This window comes from Streptococcus sp. 27098_8_148 (genome assembly GCF_041432105.1).
Classification (GTDB): Bacteria; Bacillota; Bacilli; order Lactobacillales; family Streptococcaceae; genus Streptococcus; species Streptococcus parasanguinis_AE.
In genome coordinates, this window is record NZ_JAPVYY010000002.1 from 86,795 (window position 1) to 103,729 (window position 16,935).

At 41.0% G+C, this 16,935-nt stretch carries 20 protein-coding genes; 15 read left to right on the top strand and 5 right to left on the bottom strand.

Features of this window, described 5'->3' with window-relative positions:
- Positions 1–86: 86 nt before the first annotated feature.
- The 3 genes from pepT to O3646_RS01815 are packed head-to-tail and all read right to left on the bottom strand — an operon-like array spanning position 87 to position 2,883.
- A complete protein-coding gene (pepT, locus tag O3646_RS01805) occupies positions 87–1,307 on the bottom strand; it encodes a peptidase T (protein ID WP_129824602.1) in 1,221 nt (406 codons plus the stop codon).
- A 2-nt stretch (positions 1,308–1,309) separates the two neighbouring features.
- On the bottom strand, positions 1,310–2,131 hold the full coding sequence (locus O3646_RS01810) for a Cof-type HAD-IIB family hydrolase (RefSeq protein WP_118095211.1): 822 nt from the start codon (positions 2,129–2,131) through the stop codon (positions 1,310–1,312).
- On the bottom strand, positions 2,128–2,883 hold the full coding sequence (locus tag O3646_RS01815; RefSeq protein ID WP_049523379.1) for an XRE family transcriptional regulator: 756 nt from the start codon (positions 2,881–2,883) through the stop codon (positions 2,128–2,130). Before O3646_RS01815 ends, O3646_RS01810 begins: the two co-directional genes overlap by 4 nt.
- A gap of 195 nt (positions 2,884–3,078) precedes the next feature.
- On the opposite strand from O3646_RS01815, the gene O3646_RS01820 reads away from it, so the two are divergent.
- The 3 genes from O3646_RS01820 to O3646_RS01830 all read left to right on the top strand — a co-directional run bounded on the left by O3646_RS01820 (position 3,079) and on the right by O3646_RS01830 (position 5,889).
- Positions 3,079–3,516 (top strand): GNAT family N-acetyltransferase, encoded by a 438-nt coding sequence (locus O3646_RS01820; RefSeq protein ID WP_118095209.1) that lies wholly within the window; start codon positions 3,079–3,081, stop codon positions 3,514–3,516.
- 66 nt (positions 3,517–3,582) lie between these two features.
- A complete protein-coding gene (gene lepA, locus O3646_RS01825) occupies positions 3,583–5,409 on the top strand; it encodes a translation elongation factor 4 (RefSeq protein WP_118095207.1) in 1,827 nt (608 codons plus the stop codon).
- Between the two features lie 240 nt (positions 5,410–5,649).
- Complete coding sequence (locus tag O3646_RS01830) at positions 5,650–5,889, top strand: protein rep (RefSeq protein ID WP_002885362.1); 240 nt, start codon at positions 5,650–5,652, stop codon at positions 5,887–5,889.
- Between the two features lie 12 nt (positions 5,890–5,901).
- Here O3646_RS01830 and O3646_RS01835 read toward each other — a convergent pair whose 3' ends face one another.
- Together O3646_RS01835 and O3646_RS01840 are read right to left on the bottom strand one after the other, a co-directional pair.
- A complete protein-coding gene (locus O3646_RS01835; protein WP_261787309.1) occupies positions 5,902–6,258 on the bottom strand; it encodes a potassium channel family protein in 357 nt (118 codons plus the stop codon).
- Positions 6,259–6,471: 213 nt separating this feature from the next.
- Positions 6,472–8,022, bottom strand: coding sequence for a BCCT family transporter (locus O3646_RS01840; protein WP_002885312.1), 1,551 nt, complete (start codon positions 8,020–8,022; stop codon positions 6,472–6,474).
- Positions 8,023–8,540: 518 nt separating this feature from the next.
- On the opposite strand from O3646_RS01840, the gene O3646_RS01845 reads away from it, so the two are divergent.
- The 12 genes from O3646_RS01845 (at position 8,541) to O3646_RS01900 (ending at position 16,882) form a co-directional block, all read left to right on the top strand.
- Entirely contained in the window at positions 8,541–9,185 is a 645-nt protein-coding gene (locus O3646_RS01845; RefSeq protein ID WP_118095205.1) for a hypothetical protein, read from the top strand.
- 84 nt (positions 9,186–9,269) lie between these two features.
- Complete coding sequence (locus O3646_RS01850) at positions 9,270–9,764, top strand: YkgJ family cysteine cluster protein (protein WP_003001664.1); 495 nt, start codon at positions 9,270–9,272, stop codon at positions 9,762–9,764.
- Positions 9,764–10,450: a YjjG family noncanonical pyrimidine nucleotidase gene (locus O3646_RS01855; RefSeq protein ID WP_129824604.1), complete on the top strand. Its 687-nt coding sequence runs from the start codon at positions 9,764–9,766 to the stop codon at positions 10,448–10,450. The genes O3646_RS01850 and O3646_RS01855 overlap by 1 nt, the downstream gene beginning before the upstream one ends.
- Positions 10,451–10,500: 50 nt before the next feature.
- Positions 10,501–11,250, top strand: coding sequence for a hypothetical protein (locus O3646_RS01860; RefSeq protein WP_129824605.1), 750 nt, complete (start codon positions 10,501–10,503; stop codon positions 11,248–11,250).
- Between the two features lie 124 nt (positions 11,251–11,374).
- Positions 11,375–11,647 carry a 30S ribosomal protein S16 gene (gene rpsP, locus O3646_RS01865; protein ID WP_003007475.1) on the top strand — a complete coding sequence of 91 codons (273 nt, stop codon included), beginning with the start codon at positions 11,375–11,377 and terminating at the stop codon, positions 11,645–11,647.
- 20 nt (positions 11,648–11,667) lie between these two features.
- Positions 11,668–11,907, top strand: a complete 240-nt coding sequence (gene kphA, locus O3646_RS01870) for an RNA-binding protein KphA (RefSeq protein ID WP_003001620.1) — start codon at positions 11,668–11,670, stop codon at positions 11,905–11,907.
- 42 nt (positions 11,908–11,949) lie between these two features.
- On the top strand, positions 11,950–12,282 hold the full coding sequence (locus tag O3646_RS01875) for a MazG nucleotide pyrophosphohydrolase domain-containing protein (RefSeq protein WP_129824606.1): 333 nt from the start codon (positions 11,950–11,952) through the stop codon (positions 12,280–12,282).
- A gap of 96 nt (positions 12,283–12,378) precedes the next feature.
- Positions 12,379–13,161, top strand: coding sequence for an alpha/beta fold hydrolase (locus tag O3646_RS01880; RefSeq protein WP_129824607.1), 783 nt, complete (start codon positions 12,379–12,381; stop codon positions 13,159–13,161).
- A 36-nt stretch (positions 13,162–13,197) separates the two neighbouring features.
- The gene (gene rimM, locus O3646_RS01885; protein ID WP_371610443.1) at positions 13,198–13,716 is read left to right on the top strand and encodes a ribosome maturation factor RimM; all 519 of its coding nucleotides are present in this window, start codon (positions 13,198–13,200) and stop codon (positions 13,714–13,716) included.
- Positions 13,706–14,422 carry a tRNA (guanosine(37)-N1)-methyltransferase TrmD gene (gene trmD / locus O3646_RS01890; protein WP_129824609.1) on the top strand — a complete coding sequence of 239 codons (717 nt, stop codon included), beginning with the start codon at positions 13,706–13,708 and terminating at the stop codon, positions 14,420–14,422. Before rimM ends, trmD begins: the two co-directional genes overlap by 11 nt.
- Before the next feature lie 178 nt (positions 14,423–14,600).
- Positions 14,601–14,699, top strand: a complete 99-nt coding sequence (locus O3646_RS01895) for a zinc-finger domain-containing protein (RefSeq protein WP_371610444.1) — start codon at positions 14,601–14,603, stop codon at positions 14,697–14,699.
- Between the two features lie 512 nt (positions 14,700–15,211).
- The gene (locus O3646_RS01900; protein WP_371610510.1) at positions 15,212–16,882 is read left to right on the top strand and encodes a CAP domain-containing protein; all 1,671 of its coding nucleotides are present in this window, start codon (positions 15,212–15,214) and stop codon (positions 16,880–16,882) included.
- The last annotated feature ends 53 nt before the right edge of the window (positions 16,883–16,935 follow it).

Below are 16,935 nucleotides of genomic sequence, written 5' to 3' on the forward strand. Positions count from 1 at the left end.
AGCACTTTTCTCACAGCGGAAAGTTTCGGTACATTCTCAATGATATTTAAAGGATTTGGATGTATAATCCGAATCCTTTTTTTTTCTTATTTTTTGGTGACAATACCGATAATGGTATCAACTGCGCGTTCCATGGTTTGGAGGCTTACGTATTCAAAGCGACCATGCATATTTTCACCACCGGCAAAGATATTTGGTGTTGGAATCCCCATAAAGGAAATTTTAGATCCATCTGTACCACCGCGAATAGGTTCAATGATTGGAGTGATTCCAAGATCTTCCATGACTTCCTTAGCAAGGGTGATTGGTGTCATATCTTTTTCAATCACTTGCTTCATGTTGTAATACTGATCTTTGAGGGTGAGGAGAACGCGTTCGCTACCGAGCTCCGCATTCATCTGATCGGCAATAGATTTCATAAGGTCTTTGCGTTTCTCAAAGCTTTCAGTTTCAAAGTCCCGAATGATGTAGCTGGCACTTGCTTCCTCGACAGTTCCATCAATATTCATCAAGTGGTAGAAGCCTTCATAGCCTTCGGTTAATTCTGGACGTGCTCCTTCAGGGAGTTTGTTATGGAAATCAATGGCCAATTGAAGAGCGTTGATCATTTGACCTTTGGCTGTACCTGGGTGGACATTGCGTCCTTTGAAGGTAATTTCAGCCCCAGCTGCTGAGAAGGTTTCGTATTGAAGCTCTCCGAGAGGACCACCATCAACAGTATAGGCAAAGTCTACATCAAAATCCTCTGCATCAAATTGATCTGCACCGACTCCAATTTCTTCATCGGGACCAAAGCCGACACGGATCTCCTCGTGTTTGATTTCAGGATGAGCTGTCAGGTATTCAATAGCTGTCATGATTTCAGCGATACCTGACTTATCATCTGCACCCAGAAGGGTAGTACCGTCAGTCGTGATCAAGGTTTGTCCCTTGTAGTTGTTCAAATGGGCAAAATCGGCTGGATCGAGTGTGAAACCAGAGTCACCAAGGGCAATGACACCCCCATCATAATTCTCAACGATTTGAGGATTGACATTTTCGGCATTGAAGTCAGCGGTATCCATGTGAGAAATAAATCCAATCTTGCGTGTAAAGCTTGGATCATTGGCTGGAAGTGTTCCAATAGCATAGCCGTTTGGTAAATAGTAGACGTTTTGAAGGCCCACGCGTTTCATTTCAGGGATCAAGACGTTTGTTGCAAAATCAACTTGTGATTGGGTACTTGGAGTGGTTGTAGAATTCTCGTCTGAACGTGTGTTAACCTTTACATAGGTAATAAAACGGTCCAACAAATTTGCGTATTTCATGATCATTCTCCTTTTTCAGTTTCAATTAATTTGTGAATAGCATGGGCCACGCCATCCTCATCATTGGTCAGGGTGATGAAGTTGGCGATTTCCTTGACAGCAGCATTGCCATTTCCCATAGCAACGCTGTAACCAGCAAAACGTAGCATTTCAAGGTCATTATTGGCATCTCCAAGAGCCATGACCTGGTCTCTCCTGTAGCCTAATGTTTGGCTTAATGCTTGAAGAGCAGAAGCCTTGCTCGCGCCTTTTGGCAGAATTTCAAACAAGATATCCTGTGAACGTACAGTGTTAAAATCGGCCTCTAATGCAGCCTCGTTCTGAGCTTGGAAGTCATCAATAGCAGAAGGATCTCCTACGTACATGGCTTGAAAAATAGGAACAAGATTAGGCAGATCCTCTTCTGAGACAAGTGTCGGTTTACTATTAACAATGCCCGCATCCATCGTGACCAGTTCACTGGCTTCAGGTGCGACCACTAGGTAGTGATCCATGTCAAATAAGGTTAGCTGGACGTCTGTATCTTCCGTCAAAACTTGCAAGCGGTGCATGTCCTCAAGGCTCAATTCTTCCTTACCAATGATTTCCCAATTCTGAGTAGACAAGGTTGTACACCCGTTATTGATAATCATATAGTAGTTACCATCAGGAAGTCCAATCTCTTCAAAGATAGGACGTACACCCGCTAAAGGGCGCCCCGTACAGATCACAATGTCATAGCCGGCTTCATGGGCTCGGTGAAGAGCTTCAATATTGCCTTTAGAGAGAGTCTTATCCTCATGCAAAAGAGTTCCGTCCAAGTCAATCGCAATTAATTTAATCATTTGATTTCCTCCAAATCAAGAGGCACAAAGCCATCAATCACTTTTCCAATCACCCCAGGTTCCTCATCTAGTGGAATGATTTGATCACTATATTTCTTATTGAGGGAAACCAGTCGAATACCGTTGGCCTCACGAAATACCCGTTTGATCAACGTTTGCCCGTCAAAATCAATGGCATAAATAGCCCCTGCCTGATCATAATAGGTTTGCTTGATTAACACAACAGCCCCTTTTTCGTATTTAGGCTCGAGGGAATCTGTATGAATCCAAAAAGCCAAATCGTAAGAAATCTTTTGATCAAACCAGACGATATCCGCTTGTTTCTGATTTTGGTAAGCTGCAAAAGAATCATAGACAGAATAAGAGTGGTATTGCTTTTCAATTTTCTGTCTTTCTTTCTGATGGGTCAAGAGACTTTTACCATAAGAAAGAAGATTTTCTTGATTTCCCTCATCGAGCTGTTTGTACAATCTCTCAATCTCTGAATCAATGACCACAAAATCATTTCGTAATCGAGGGTCAATTTCAGCAACTGCTACTTGGAAAAAGGCTGCAATCTTCTCCAAATTTTCAGGAACGGGAAGAGAAGTTCCTTTTACATAACCAGTTAAAGTGCTAGCAGGAATTCCAGTAATACGAGATAATTCGATCTGCTTTTTCCCTTGTTCTTTCAGTAATTCTCGGATCTTTTCCGATATAATCCGTAATGCCTCTTTGTCTTGAGGACTTGCTTTTCCACGACCTCTGGCCAACGTACTCACCTCCTTGTATTTACCTTTTCTATTATAATGAATTAAATCGAAAAAGTAAATAGAAATCCCTGATAAATGTGAAAAAAGATTGATTTGATATAAATCGGATTTTCCGTTGAAATTTCATTTAATTTTCCTTTACTTTTTGAGGGAAAAGGTCTAAGATAAAATCAAAGAATTCATGGAGGTTGTGGTATGATTCGTAGCGTTCAAGTCAAAGATGCAGGTCAAATTCGAGATTTGTGTCACCAAGCATTGGGGTATGATTCGACCCTTGAGAAAGTGGCAGCTCAGATTGATAAATTTAGTCAGCCAGATTTGGGTCACTTTTGCTTTGTTTACGAAGAGGACCAAACAGGCCATATTCTTGGTTATGTGGAATCAGAAGTTTATGAAAGTCTCTATAGTGATGCTGGTCTAAATATTTTGGGTCTTGCGGTTTTTCCATCTGCTCAAGGACGTGGGATCGGTCGCCAATTGATGGAGCGAGTAGAAGATCTTGCTAAAAGCAAGCATTATGCTTTTATCCGTTTAAATTCTGCCTCTCATCGAAAAGAAGCTCATGTCTTTTACGAACGAATAGGCTATGAGGGAAATAAAACGCAGAAGCGATTTTTGAAAATAATGAATTAAGATAGGCAAAGGCCTATCTTTTTTGTTATAATGAAGAGTACGATTAAATTTACTAGGAAGATGATTATGCCAAATTTTGAAGAATTAAAAAAACGACAAGAGAAGATTCGGAACTTCTCGATCATCGCCCATATTGACCATGGAAAGTCAACCTTGGCCGATCGAATTTTAGAAAAAACCGAAACCGTGTCTAGTCGGGAGATGCAAGCCCAACTCTTAGATAGTATGGACCTGGAGCGGGAACGTGGGATTACTATCAAGCTGAATGCTATCGAATTGAACTACACGGCTAAAGATGGGGAAACCTATATCTTCCACTTGATTGACACACCAGGACACGTGGACTTTACCTATGAGGTTTCGCGGTCACTAGCTGCCTGTGAAGGTGCCATTCTCGTAGTGGATGCCGCTCAAGGGATTGAAGCCCAGACCCTAGCCAATGTTTACTTAGCGCTGGACAATGATTTGGAAATCCTGCCAGTCATTAATAAGATTGACTTGCCAGCTGCAGATCCAGAACGGGTGCGCACAGAAGTAGAAGATGTCATCGGGTTGGATGCTAGTGAAGCTGTCCTAGCCTCTGCCAAAGCTGGTATTGGGATTGAAGAGATTTTGGAGCAGATCGTTGAGAAAGTTCCGGCACCGACGGGTGATGTTGAAGCCCCTCTTCAAGCCTTGATCTTTGACTCTGTTTATGATGCCTATCGTGGGGTAATCCTTCAGGTCCGTGTGGTCAATGGAATGGTTAAACCAGGCGATAAGATCCAACTGATGAGCAATGGCAAGACCTTTGATGTCACAGAAGTTGGGATCTTTACTCCTAAAGCAGTTGGACGTGATTTCCTTGCGACTGGAGACGTTGGCTATATTGCGGCCTCTATCAAGACCGTTGCGGATACCCGTGTCGGGGATACGGTGACCCTAGCGACCAATCCAGCAAGTGAGCCACTACATGGATACAAGCAAATGAATCCAATGGTCTTTGCTGGTCTTTACCCGATTGAATCCAACAAATACAATGATCTTCGGGAAGCTTTAGAAAAATTGCAATTGAATGATGCCAGTCTTCAATTTGAGCCCGAAACGTCTCAAGCCCTTGGTTTTGGTTTCCGTTGTGGTTTCTTGGGTCTCCTTCATATGGACGTTATCCAAGAGCGTTTGGAGCGTGAGTTCAACATTGACTTGATCATGACAGCGCCGTCTGTTATTTACAAAGTTAATTTGACAGATGGAGAAGCACTGGATGTCTCAAACCCGTCTGAGTTTCCAGATCCAACCAAGATCGCTTCGATCGAAGAACCGTATGTAAAAGCCCAAATCATGGTGCCGCAAGAGTTTGTCGGGGCTGTCATGGAACTGGCCCAACGCAAACGTGGGGATTTTGTGACCATGGATTACATCGATGAAAATCGGGTTAATGTCATCTATCAAATTCCCCTGGCAGAAATTGTCTTTGATTTTTTTGATAAATTAAAATCCTCTACTCGTGGCTATGCGAGCTTTGACTATGAGTTGTCTGAATACCGTCCTTCTAAATTGGTTAAAATGGATATCCTTCTCAATGGCGATACCGTCGATGCCCTCAGCTTTATCGTTCACAAGGACTTTGCCTATGAACGTGGTAAGTTGATCGTTGAGAAACTCAAGAAAATTATCCCTCGTCAACAGTTTGAAGTGCCTATCCAAGCAGCCATCGGTCATAAGATCGTGGCCCGTACAGATATCAAGGCCCTTCGTAAGAACGTCTTGGCCAAGTGTTATGGTGGGGACATCTCACGGAAACGCAAGCTTCTTGAAAAACAAAAAGCTGGTAAGAAACGGATGAAGGCCATTGGATCCGTAGAAGTACCACAGGAAGCCTTCTTATCTGTCTTGTCAATGGATGAAGAATAACAATTAGAGAGTGGGACAGAAATCGGTAATTCGTTAGAATTCGATTTCGTCGTCCCACCTCCGCACAGTTGAGTAGGGCAGTAAAAGCTGATGAAATCAGCGTAGTAGAGCCCACTCAACCACTGCGTCTTGCTCGACAATCCAAAAACAATAAAGAGGCTAGGACTTTTGTCCCAGCCTCATAATTTTGAGAAATATTAGTAAAATCCATTTGATGTCGAGAAAGAGAATGACAAACAAGTGATTGTCTTGTCTGAAGAGACGAAAGAACGGATAACGGGTGATTTGTTTGAGGGACTTTATCGGAAACGACAGATTGGATTTGGCAAACTCTTCAAGACTATCAAGAAAGAATTAGACTTAGATGATGTCGAAGATGGTAATCTTGTTCAGACTGGAGAGGATAGTCAAGAAGTATCGCGAGGTCAGGAAATTGTAGCCGTTTGGAATTGGCAGAGAAAGAATTATTTTTTACAGTAACTAAGAAATATGTTAGTCAGTTTTATTATTAGGTGTATTTAATTTGCTGTAGTAATTGACAATTACGGCTGATAAGCATCCAAAAAAAATAAGTCCATATACAGTTAAAAAGACGCTAGTAATACGTCCGATTAGAGTAGTAGCTAGTATATCTCCGTAACCTACTGTTGTTGATGTGACAAAAGCATACCATAGTCCATCCCAGTAATTACTTATTTGAGGTTCAACTAATAAAAGTATTCCTCCTGAAATAAAAATAAAACTTACAAAACTTATCAAAAATTGATTAAATCCTGTAACTTTTATAATATGAAATAGAGTATTTAAACGTTTCATTTGGTTCTCCTTTGTTATAGTGTTAATGAAAATTATAGCATAAAAAAGTGTCTAAATATGTATTTTAGACACTTTTTATATTAATTTTTATTATGTTTTCTTGATAGTAAGCCTCTATCGTTACAAGCTCGTTTGTGGTAAGATGAGTATAGGTCATTTATGTTAGTTCCTTTCAGACAAATGTGGTGTTTATCTGAGCCTAACATAGGCTTTTTCTGTCTAGCTTAATTTTACAAATTGGGTTATTTATTCTTCATAAGATTTGAAGGGTTGATCTTTTTTAGGGTATCGTGTCGGTGTGATTGACAGTCCCATCTTGTCTTTTTCGTGTAGCAATTCAATGACTAGGGAAACCATGATCAGTACCATGATGAGTGAAAATGGAAAGGCTACGATAATCAGCGTATTTTGCAAGGCTACTAAGCCCCCTGAAAGAAGTAAGACGATGGCAATAGTCGCAAGGAGTACGCCCCAGAAGATTTTAAGGTTATTCTTTGGTTTGAGATTCCCATCATCAGAGAGCATAGCTAGCACATAGGTCGCAGAGTCTGCTGACGTGATAAAGAAGGTAATGATCAAGATGATGGCAACAACGGAGGCAATAAAACCAAATGGCAGTTGACTGAAGGTTGCAAACAAGGTCTGCTCACTTGGAAACTGTGTTAAATCTACATTTCCAAGTGATTGAACATGCGTTGAAAGTGTTCCAAAGGTAGAAAACCATAAAAAGCTTAATACAGTCGGTGCTAATAAGACGATGGATAGAAATTGTCTGATACTACGTCCTTTAGAAATTCTGGCAATAAAAACTCCCACGAATGGTGACCAAGAAATCCACCAAGCCCAATAGAAAATCGTCCAAGTATTGATCCAGTCACGATTGTATTGACCAAAGGAACCAGCACTGAAACTCATACGGAAGAAATTGGAAATATACAGTCCGATACTATCGGTCAAGGTATTAAAAATCTGGACTGTGGGACCGATGATTATGGTGATGGCGAGTAGTCCAACCGCTAAAATAAGATTGGTGTTTGATAAGATTTTTACCCCTTTTCCAAGACCAGAAAGGGCTGAAATGGTAAAGAGGATGGTTGTGATAATTATGATAATAACTTGCACAAGGGCATTGTTTGGAATACCAAAGAGGTAGTTGAGTCCCCCATTGATTTGGGCTGCCCCAAAACCAAGAGTGGTTGCCACCCCGATAACAGTAGCGACCACTGTAATCGTATCTACGATCTTACCAAGGCTACCGTTTGTTTTTTTACCAAACAAGGGCTTTAAGGTAACCGATAAAAGATATTTCTCTTTTTTTCGGAAACCAAAGTAGGCAAGGGCCAGGGCGATTAAAGCATATATTGCCCAGGCATGGATGCCCCAGTGAAAGAAAGTGTAACGGAAAGCATCGGCTAAGGCTTCCTGCGACCCTGGGGTAGCTCGTACCGTTGAAATGGCATAATGGGATAAGGGCTCTGCGGCACCGTAGAAGACAAGGCCGATTCCCATTCCAGCAGAAAATATCATGGCAATCCAAGAGATAGTAGAGTGTTCAGGCACCGAATTGGGTTCCCCCAGTTTGATTTGCCCAACGGGACTAACCAGGAAAAAGCCACAAAGTAGAACGATTGACGTGACCAGTAATAAGTAAAACCAGCCAAGTTTATCTGAAATAACTTCCCTTAGTTGTTCTGACCAAACTTGGTAGCCGTCAGGCATAACAATACCAAGAAGGACCAGGATAGCCAGTAGCACAAAAGAGGTTTTTAAGACCGGCGTTAAATTTTTAGTTGACATAAAATCTCCTTTCATTCTCTACCATTATATCAAAAATGATAATAACTTAAAAATGAGGGGAGATTAGATAACACCCAGCTAGTTATAATTTTTAGTTGATTAACTAGAGACGTTTAAGAACCTAAATTGTCAAATTAAGTTAGACTTTTCAAGTAACTCAGAAAAACTTGGTAGGGTGATTGATAATTCAATGATTTCCTAGGAATTCTATTTCTTGAGAGTGGGACAGAAATCGGTAATTCGTTAGAATTCGATTTCGTCGTCCCACCTCCGCACAGTTGAGTAGGGCTGTAAAAGCTGATGAAATCAGCGTAGTAGAGCCCACTCAACCACTGCGTCTTGCTCGACAATCCAAAAACAATTGAGAGGCTAGGACTTTTGTCCCAGCCTTTTGTTTTATGTTCAAAAGAAATAGACTGAATTAGAAAGGTTGGATCAGATGTGACACTTATCCTATTTTAAAATACCCACTTTCATGGTAGACTAGAAGAAAGAAAACGTTCTCAAGGAGGTTGAGCATGAAACACAAATTATTGACCGCATCACTAACGATTCTTTCTACCTGCACACTAATGGCTTGTAGTCACACCACTCAAAAAGACACAGCAGCTTCTTCTACAAAAGAAAGTAGCAGTAAAGTCGAAAAGCAAACAAGCAGCTCTTCGTCAAAGGATACTTCTTCTACAAAGAAAACCACTTCCAGTCAAGAAACCAAGCGGATTGGAAATGCAGATTATGGTTACATCGATATTCCAAGTAAATGGATCAAGTTCACGGATATCGATGGGACAGAAGCTGTCCAATATACAGATGGCAGTGGCTATAATATTGTCACCTTGAACAGCTTTACTAAAGAAAAGGCCAAAGTTCCTGCGGATATCGAGTTTAATGCTGAATTTCTAGCCAAGAAACTGGCTGTAATGTGGCAAGATAACCAGGATGTTGGGAAGATGACGGGAGCTCGTACTAAAGTCTCAGGTCTGGACGCCTACCAGCTTCAAATTGTCATGAAATCCGGTCAATACTTGATTACTTGGATTTTCCAGAAGGGTGAAAAAGTTTATACCATTTCTTTTGAAGGGGATGCAGAAACCTTGAAAACCTTAATCCCATACATCGAAAACACTTGGAGCCTAGACGGAACAGGTGCTGTAACGGATTAATCAAGTGAGATAGATCTCAGGATCTATCTTTTTTTAGAGTCTTTGTGGTATAATGCTTCTATTGTTTAGAAGAGGAAATAGAGGATGACACAGGAAATTGATATTGAAAAATACCATCAGTTAGCTCTCCAAAAGCAAAAGGAGCACCGCAAGGTATTGGCGAATCTCAAGAAGAAGCCGCCTAAGAATTTAGATAAAATAGCGCAAGAAATCCACGATGAAGTTTTCCAAGAAATCGATTGTACCGCTTGTGCCAATTGCTGTAAGACCTTAGGGCCCGATTTTAAGGAAGCGGATATCACGCGGATTGCCAAGTATTTCAAGATGAAACTTCCTGCCTTTGAGGCAGAATTTCTTCAAGTTGACGAAGATGGGGACAAGGTTTTTAAATCCATGCCTTGCCCCTTTCTTGGTGGGGACAATCTCTGTTCCATCTATGATGTTCGTCCAAAAGCTTGTCGGGAATTCCCTCACACAGATCGCAAGAAGATTTATCAGATCAACCATCTGACCATCAAGAATACCCTCACTTGCCCAGCAGCTTATTTATTTGTAGAAAAATTGAAGGATCGTTTGTAATGGCATATAGATTTTTACTTTTTGATTTGGACCATACTTTGTTGGACTTTGAATCTGCTGAAGAAACAGCCTTGACGCAGATGTTAGAAGACATGAATTTTCCAGATGTACAGGCCTTTAAGGATTACTACAAACCCATGAACCAAGGACTCTGGAAGGATTTGGAGCAAAAGAAATTAACCAAGCAAGAGCTCGTGGATAGTCGGTTTGCGATTGGGTTTGCCCACTTTGGGATCACGGTTGATGGGGCTGAGATGGCTCTTCGCTACCAAGATTACATCAGTCTTCAAGGGCAGTCTTTCCCAGGTGCGGAGGACTTACTGGCTCGACTTGAAAAAGCAGGTTACCAGCTTTATGGTGCAACGAACGGAGTGACCGCCATTCAAGAAGGTCGCTTGGCTCATTCTACAATTGCTTCTTATTTCAAAGAGGTCTTTATCTCTGAACAGCTTCATACTCAGAAACCAGAACCTGCATTTTTTGACAAAGTTGGCCAACTGATTCCAGGTTTCAGCAAGGAAGAGACCCTCATGATCGGTGATTCCTTGACGGCAGATATCGCAGGAGGAAATGCTGCGGGGATCGATACCGTCTGGTATAACCCTGATCATAAGGCAAATACCAGCCAAGTAGTGCCGACTTATGTTGTTTCTGAGTATCAAGAGTTACTGGCTATCCTTAAGTAAAGATTTATTTCAAACTAGCTCTCGGGCTAGTTTTTTGTTATTATGGATAAATGAATATATTTAAGACAATACCATTCAACATTAAAAAATGGTTTCTCTATCTGCTTCTTGCATTCTTCATAGCGGTCACACTCTTGACTTGTCTTTTCTTCTTTCTTATCGATCAAGAAGAAAAGAAAATCCAACAGCAAATTTCTGGCTTTTATCAGGAAGCGGGATTTAAAGGAGACCTACATTTTAAAGAAGCTGAATTCCATGGTCTGTCGACCAAATATGCCTATAGCTATCAAGAAAGAGTTGAGGGTAAGACGGTTCAGTTTGATTTTCTTTATGCAAGCCTCCTATCCAAAGAAGAAATTGGGAAAAATTATGACACGGCTGAAGAACTGGCTCAACATTACAACAGTTGGTTAGTAGCTCCGTTCTTCGAAAGAGCCTTTACGGAATCTCAAGGATTTCAACAATTAAAGCAAGAGATAAAAGAACGATTTCATCAACAAGGCCTCGAGGTAAGCGAGATTCGTCTCCAGTTACCAAACCAAAATCCCGATTTTGAAGATCAGTTAGCAAAAGACTTACTGGCTGCTGAAAAAGCTGGAGAAACGGATCTTCGAGGAATTCTGACTTTAAATTATGCTACCTACCGCCAAATTAAGGGATTTTCTTTTACCATTACAGTGACTTCCCTCGCCAAAGAATTTGAAGGGAAGTACTTGGATGTATCCGGTCTTCCCCCTGGGAACTATGTGATTGAATCGGATTCCAAAAATGAAGGATCTTATTACTTTGAGATCGATTAAAAAATTTTTTAAGAGTGTCAAGTTTTTTTCTTGACAGGTCTATAAAATGTGTTATAATAGATCATGTGCTAAATAGCTTGTCTATTTCACCGAAAATTAAAATATAGAAAAGAGACTTATAAAAATGGCAGTTAAAATTCGTTTGACTCGTATGGGTTCTAAGAAAAAACCTTACTACCGTATCAACGTAGCAGATTCACGTTCACCACGTGATGGACGTTTCATCGAAACAGTTGGAACTTACAATCCACTTGTTGAAGAAAACCAAGTAACTTTGAAAGAAGACCGCGTTCTTGCATGGTTGGCTGATGGAGCTCAACCTTCAGATACAGTTCGCAACATCCTTTCAAAAGCTGGTGTGATGAAGAAATTCCACGATTCTAAATTCTCAAAATAATTTTTTAAGTAGGTTGATGTATGGATACGATTGAAAATCTCATTATTGCAATTGTGAAACCCTTGATTTCACAACCGGATGCCTTAACCATCAAGATCGAAGATACTCCTGAATTCTTGGAGTACCACCTTGACCTTGATCCTAGCGATGTTGGTCGTGTAATCGGTCGGAAAGGTCGCACCATTTCTGCGATAAGAACGATTGTCTATTCTGTCCCAACTGAAGATAAAAAAGTAAGAATCGTTATTGACGAAAAATAAGAAAAGCGGGACAAGGTCTCGCTTTTTTTGCAAGGAGAAGGAATGATAGATTTAACAGTTAGACAACTAGAGGAATACTTACTTGATCATTACCAACAATCTAGAACAGAAGAAGGACTTTTTATCAAACTAGTGGAAGAAGTTGGAGAAGTCGCTGAGGTTTTAAATGGACGTTCAGGTAGAAAAGAGGGGGTTCAAGACTCGAATGAGGAACTTGCCAAAGAACTGGCTGATATCATTCACTACACCGTCGCAATCGCAGCTATTAATCATATTGACCTTACCAAGACTATCTTTGAGAAAGACAAAATTGCAGCCATTAAGTACCAACATGAACGAGATTTAGAAGGCTTTCTGAAGGGCTACGAGAGTTGATATCCTCTTCCTCCAATTTGAGAAAATCCTCTGAACGTGATAAAATATAACCTAAGAATGTTAAGTGAATGGTTGTTTAGAAAAGGTTGTTTTGATATGAACCGATTTGAAGTAACTACAAAGATTGGTTGTCTCTCTGTTACTTATAAAAAGAAAAATAAAGTCCTAGTTTGCTTAAATGGTGCTGGTTTGATACCAAGTTATGAAAATTTCCTACCAATACTTGAAAAACTTCCTTCCTCAATAGGTTACTTAACGATTGATTTTCCGAATACAGGTAGGAGTCCGATTCATAGTCAATCAGGAATTCATTTGGATAATCTTGTTGAAGCGGTATACGAAATCCTGAAAGGATTGGAAATTTCCAATTATATACTTTGTGTTCATAGTTTAAGTGGTGTTTTGGCTTTAAAGTTAATGAGTAAACCAATTAAGTGTCAAGCTTTGATAGCAATTGAACCAACAACAAAAAATATAATGTTTGCTGATTTTTCAAAAAATCCTTATCCAGAAATGGAAGAGCAAATGAGGATGATTGAAGAATGTGGTCCGGAAAATTATTTTAAGGGACTAACTCAAGCAACATTTGAACCTGAAACTGATAGACTGATTTGGGAATTGATGGAAGAAAAGGGCTTAGAATTGGAAAAGCAAGTTCCTGGGTTTCAGATATCAGTAAATATTACCGCTGAAGATTTTGATAGTTTGTCCTTAGCAGATAATATTCCTGTTTTCGTATTTTGTCAGGCGTACAGAGAAAAAGAGTACAGAAATTCAGAATATTGGAATTCAAATACGAAACTCATTCTAGGTGGAAACCACCACTATCTACACTGGTCAGAATCGGAAAAAATTGCAGCTCTTATTAGAAAACTGTAGAAATAAATTAACTAAAAGAGGAATGTAAAGAATAAAATGAATTATTTTAACGTTGGGAAAATTGTCAATACCCAAGGCTTACAAGGAGAGATGCGGGTCTTGTCTGTGACGGACTTTGCGGAAGAGCGCTTTAAAAAAGGAGCAGAGTTAGCCCTTTTTGATGAGAAGGATCAGTTTGTCCAAACGGTGACCATTGCCAGTCACCGTAAGCACAAGAACTTTGATATCATCAAGTTTAAGGATATGTACCATATCAATGTCATCGAAAAGTTCAAGGGTTATAGCCTCAAGGTTGCAGAAGAAGACTTGACGGATTTGGACGAAGGTGAGTTTTATTACCACGAGATCATTGGCCTTGATGTTTATGAAAATGACCAACTCATTGGTCAGATCAAGGAGATCCTTCAACCAGGTGCCAATGATGTCTGGGTCGTTAAGCGTAAAGGGAAACGAGACCTTCTCTTGCCTTATATCCCACCAGTGGTCCTCAATATTGATATCCCAGGAAACCGGGTGGATGTAGACATCTTGGAAGGGTTAGACGATGAAGATTGATATTTTAACCCTCTTTCCAGAGATGTTTTCACCCCTGGAGCACTCCATCGTCGGGAAGGCGCGTGAAAAGGGACTTCTCGAGATCAACTACCATAATTTCCGTGAAAATGCTGAGAAGGCGCGGCACGTCGATGATGAGCCCTATGGTGGCGGCCAAGGGATGCTCTTACGTGCGCAGCCAATCTTCGATGCCTTTGATGCCATTGAGAAAAAGAATCCGCGAGTGATCTTACTGGACCCTGCTGGACGGACTTTTGACCAAGCCTATGCTGAAGAATTAGCTCAGGAAGAAGAATTGATCTTTATCTGTGGCCATTATGAGGGCTACGATGAGCGGATCAAGACCTTGGTAACGGATGAGATTTCGCTGGGGGATTATGTCCTGACAGGTGGGGAACTTGCTGCTATGACCATGATTGATGCGACAGTCCGCTTGATTCCAGAAGTGATTGGAAAAGAGTCCAGTCACCAGGATGACAGTTTCTCGTCTGGTCTTCTGGAATATCCTCAATACACACGGCCTTATGAATACAGAGGAATGACAGTTCCCGATGTCCTCATGAGTGGCCACCATGAAAATATCCGTCAATGGCGTCTCTATCAGAGTTTGAAAAAGACCTTAGAACGTCGTCCAGACTTGCTAGAAAACTATGAGTTGACAGCAGAAGAAGAAAAATTGTTGGAACAAATTAAACAAGAAGATTAACAGCGTTAGCTGTTTTTCTTTTGCCTCAAAAATTTATGAAAAAAACTTTTTAAACCTACTAGTTATTGGTAACAAAATGTGGTATGCTAGGGGGTAGAGAAACTTCAAGAAAATGAACAAGTTTTGGGGGTGAGTTTAATGGGAAAGAAATTAGGAAAATCGGTTTTCACGACTGGGGTTGCTGCGACAACGGTACTGTCTGGAATGTTTCATCATAAGGCTAGTGCGGAAGAGGTCAAGCAAAATGAAAATGCAGAAACTAACAGTACGGAAGTAGTCGAAAAACCAATTACAGTTGATGAGTTGAAGCAAATTACAGCTCAAAAAGGGCAAGTGGTGAAAGATGTCCACTACCAAGAGCAAAAAGTGATCGATGCTCAAACGGAAGTCAAGGCCGCTGGACAAGAGTTGGAAGAAAAGAAAGCTGAAGTGACGGATGCCGAAAACCTGATCGCAACGACTTCGAATGCACAAATTCAGAACGCAGAAAATGACGTTAAGGTGGCGCAAGCCTATGTGACCATCGAAGAAAATAAGGTTCGAGAGGCGGAAGCTGCACATGATCAAGTTGTAGAGGCTGTTCGTCAACAGGAAAATCAGGTTACAGCTCAGGAATCTTTGGTCGATGTAGCACAAAATGAATTGAACCAAGCCAAAGCGCCAATTTCTAATGATGAGAATGTGCTAAACCAGGCCTTGTTGGAGCAAAGCCAAGTCGAGCAAAGTATTCGAGAATCTCAGAGTTATCTCGCGACCTTGCAAGCGAGTCAGCAGAATGGGGCTGACACAGTGGCTCAAATTGAGAGCGATATTCAACTGGCTCAAACGCGTCTGACAGATTTGAAAGCGGTCATCGCAACCAAGGAAGCAGAATTGGCAGCCTTAGAACAAGCAGCGGCTAATAGCCCAGTTCAACTGAGTCAAGCAACCTACGAAGGCTACTTGCAACACTTGGCTGACAATGGCAATGAAGCTGCAGCAAGTGCTTTAGCCCTTTACAAGCGTGGTCGTGAAGAAGATGGCTTGACGGTTGGAGAGTCTGGATCCTTGCAAGCCAATCTTCGAGCTCTTGAAATTGCGGATGCCATTAATAGCTATCGTCGCAATGCAGGTTTGCCTGAATTGGAGCTGGATCCTTATTCCCTTCCTGCCAGTCAAGTTCAGTTAGAATACTTCAAAAAGGCTAACTGGCATATGTTTAAGTATTTGCCAAACGAAAACATTGCTTATGGTTTCTCACCTGCTGGTGCAGTAGACTTTTGGTACAATGAAAAAGCGGCTTACCAAGAAGTAGCAACTCAATATGGTCTACCGACAGACGAAACACAAATCGATGCCAATGACATCTATATGAAGATTGGGGATGAGGCCTTTGCTAAGGTTGGTCACTACCTCCAAATGGTAGACAACAAAGCAACGGCATTATCAGTGGCTTATGACCCAAGTAATGCCATGTCAGAAGCGGCTTTCTTACACAGTCCAGTTACCTCAGCAGTGTCAACCAATGCACTTGCTTACCAATTGCGTCAGGGAGCTGGTGCTACAACGACAAGATCAGATGTCAAAGCAAAATCTGATGAAGTCGCTAACCTCAAGCTGGACAAGGCCAATCAAGAGTCCCAAATCATTATCTTGCAAGGCAAATTAGAAGATGCCCGCCATACTAATTCAAATGTAGAAGTAGAGATGGCCAATGTGCAAAAGACCATCCAAAACTACAAAATTCTTCTTGTCAGCAAGGATCATGCAGTTGAAAAAGCAAAAGCGACTCTTGATGTATCTCGAGGTCGGATTGAAGCAGCTATCCAACCAAAAGAAGCAGCGCTTCAAAAAGCGAAAGATTTGTTAGCAGCTGCGCGTGAGAAATTAGATCTTTTAAAAGCAGAAGAAGCAGAAAAAGCCCAAGTCGTTCAAGAAGCGCATGAGGGCTTGAAGGCAGCGCAAGAACGCTTGGTTGCTGCTGAAAAACGTCTTTCTGACTTTAAAAATGCTCCAGAATTATTGGTCAAAGCCCAATCAGTTTTATCAGCTGCGGTGGCTAATTTAGAGAATAAAAAAGAAAAATTGGAAGCAGAATTCACAACCCTTCAATCTTATCAAAGTGTCGTGGAACTGTTGAATTCCCAATATGAAGATCTAGCCTCACGGATAGATCCAGCTATTTTAGAAGCAGCAGATATGCCAATGAATATCCGCTCAAGCAATCCAACAACTTTCTCGGATAGACCAACGGTTCTTCCAACAACTACCAATAGTCCACAAGTGCAAGCACCAAAAGCTACTCCAGCTCCAAAACAAGAAGCCAAAGTAGAAGAGATCAAACCTAAAAAAGAAAACAGCCAAGCTGTGGCAAGTGCAGATTCTTCTAAATATGCAGTAGCAACAACAGGTGTTGCCGTCGGGCTACTTGCTGGATTGTTTGGTTTCAAGAAAAAGAAACAATCTTCAAAAAAAGATTAAGACATACCGAAGATAGAGTGGATGCTTAGACACTTTATTGCTTAAACTCTTCA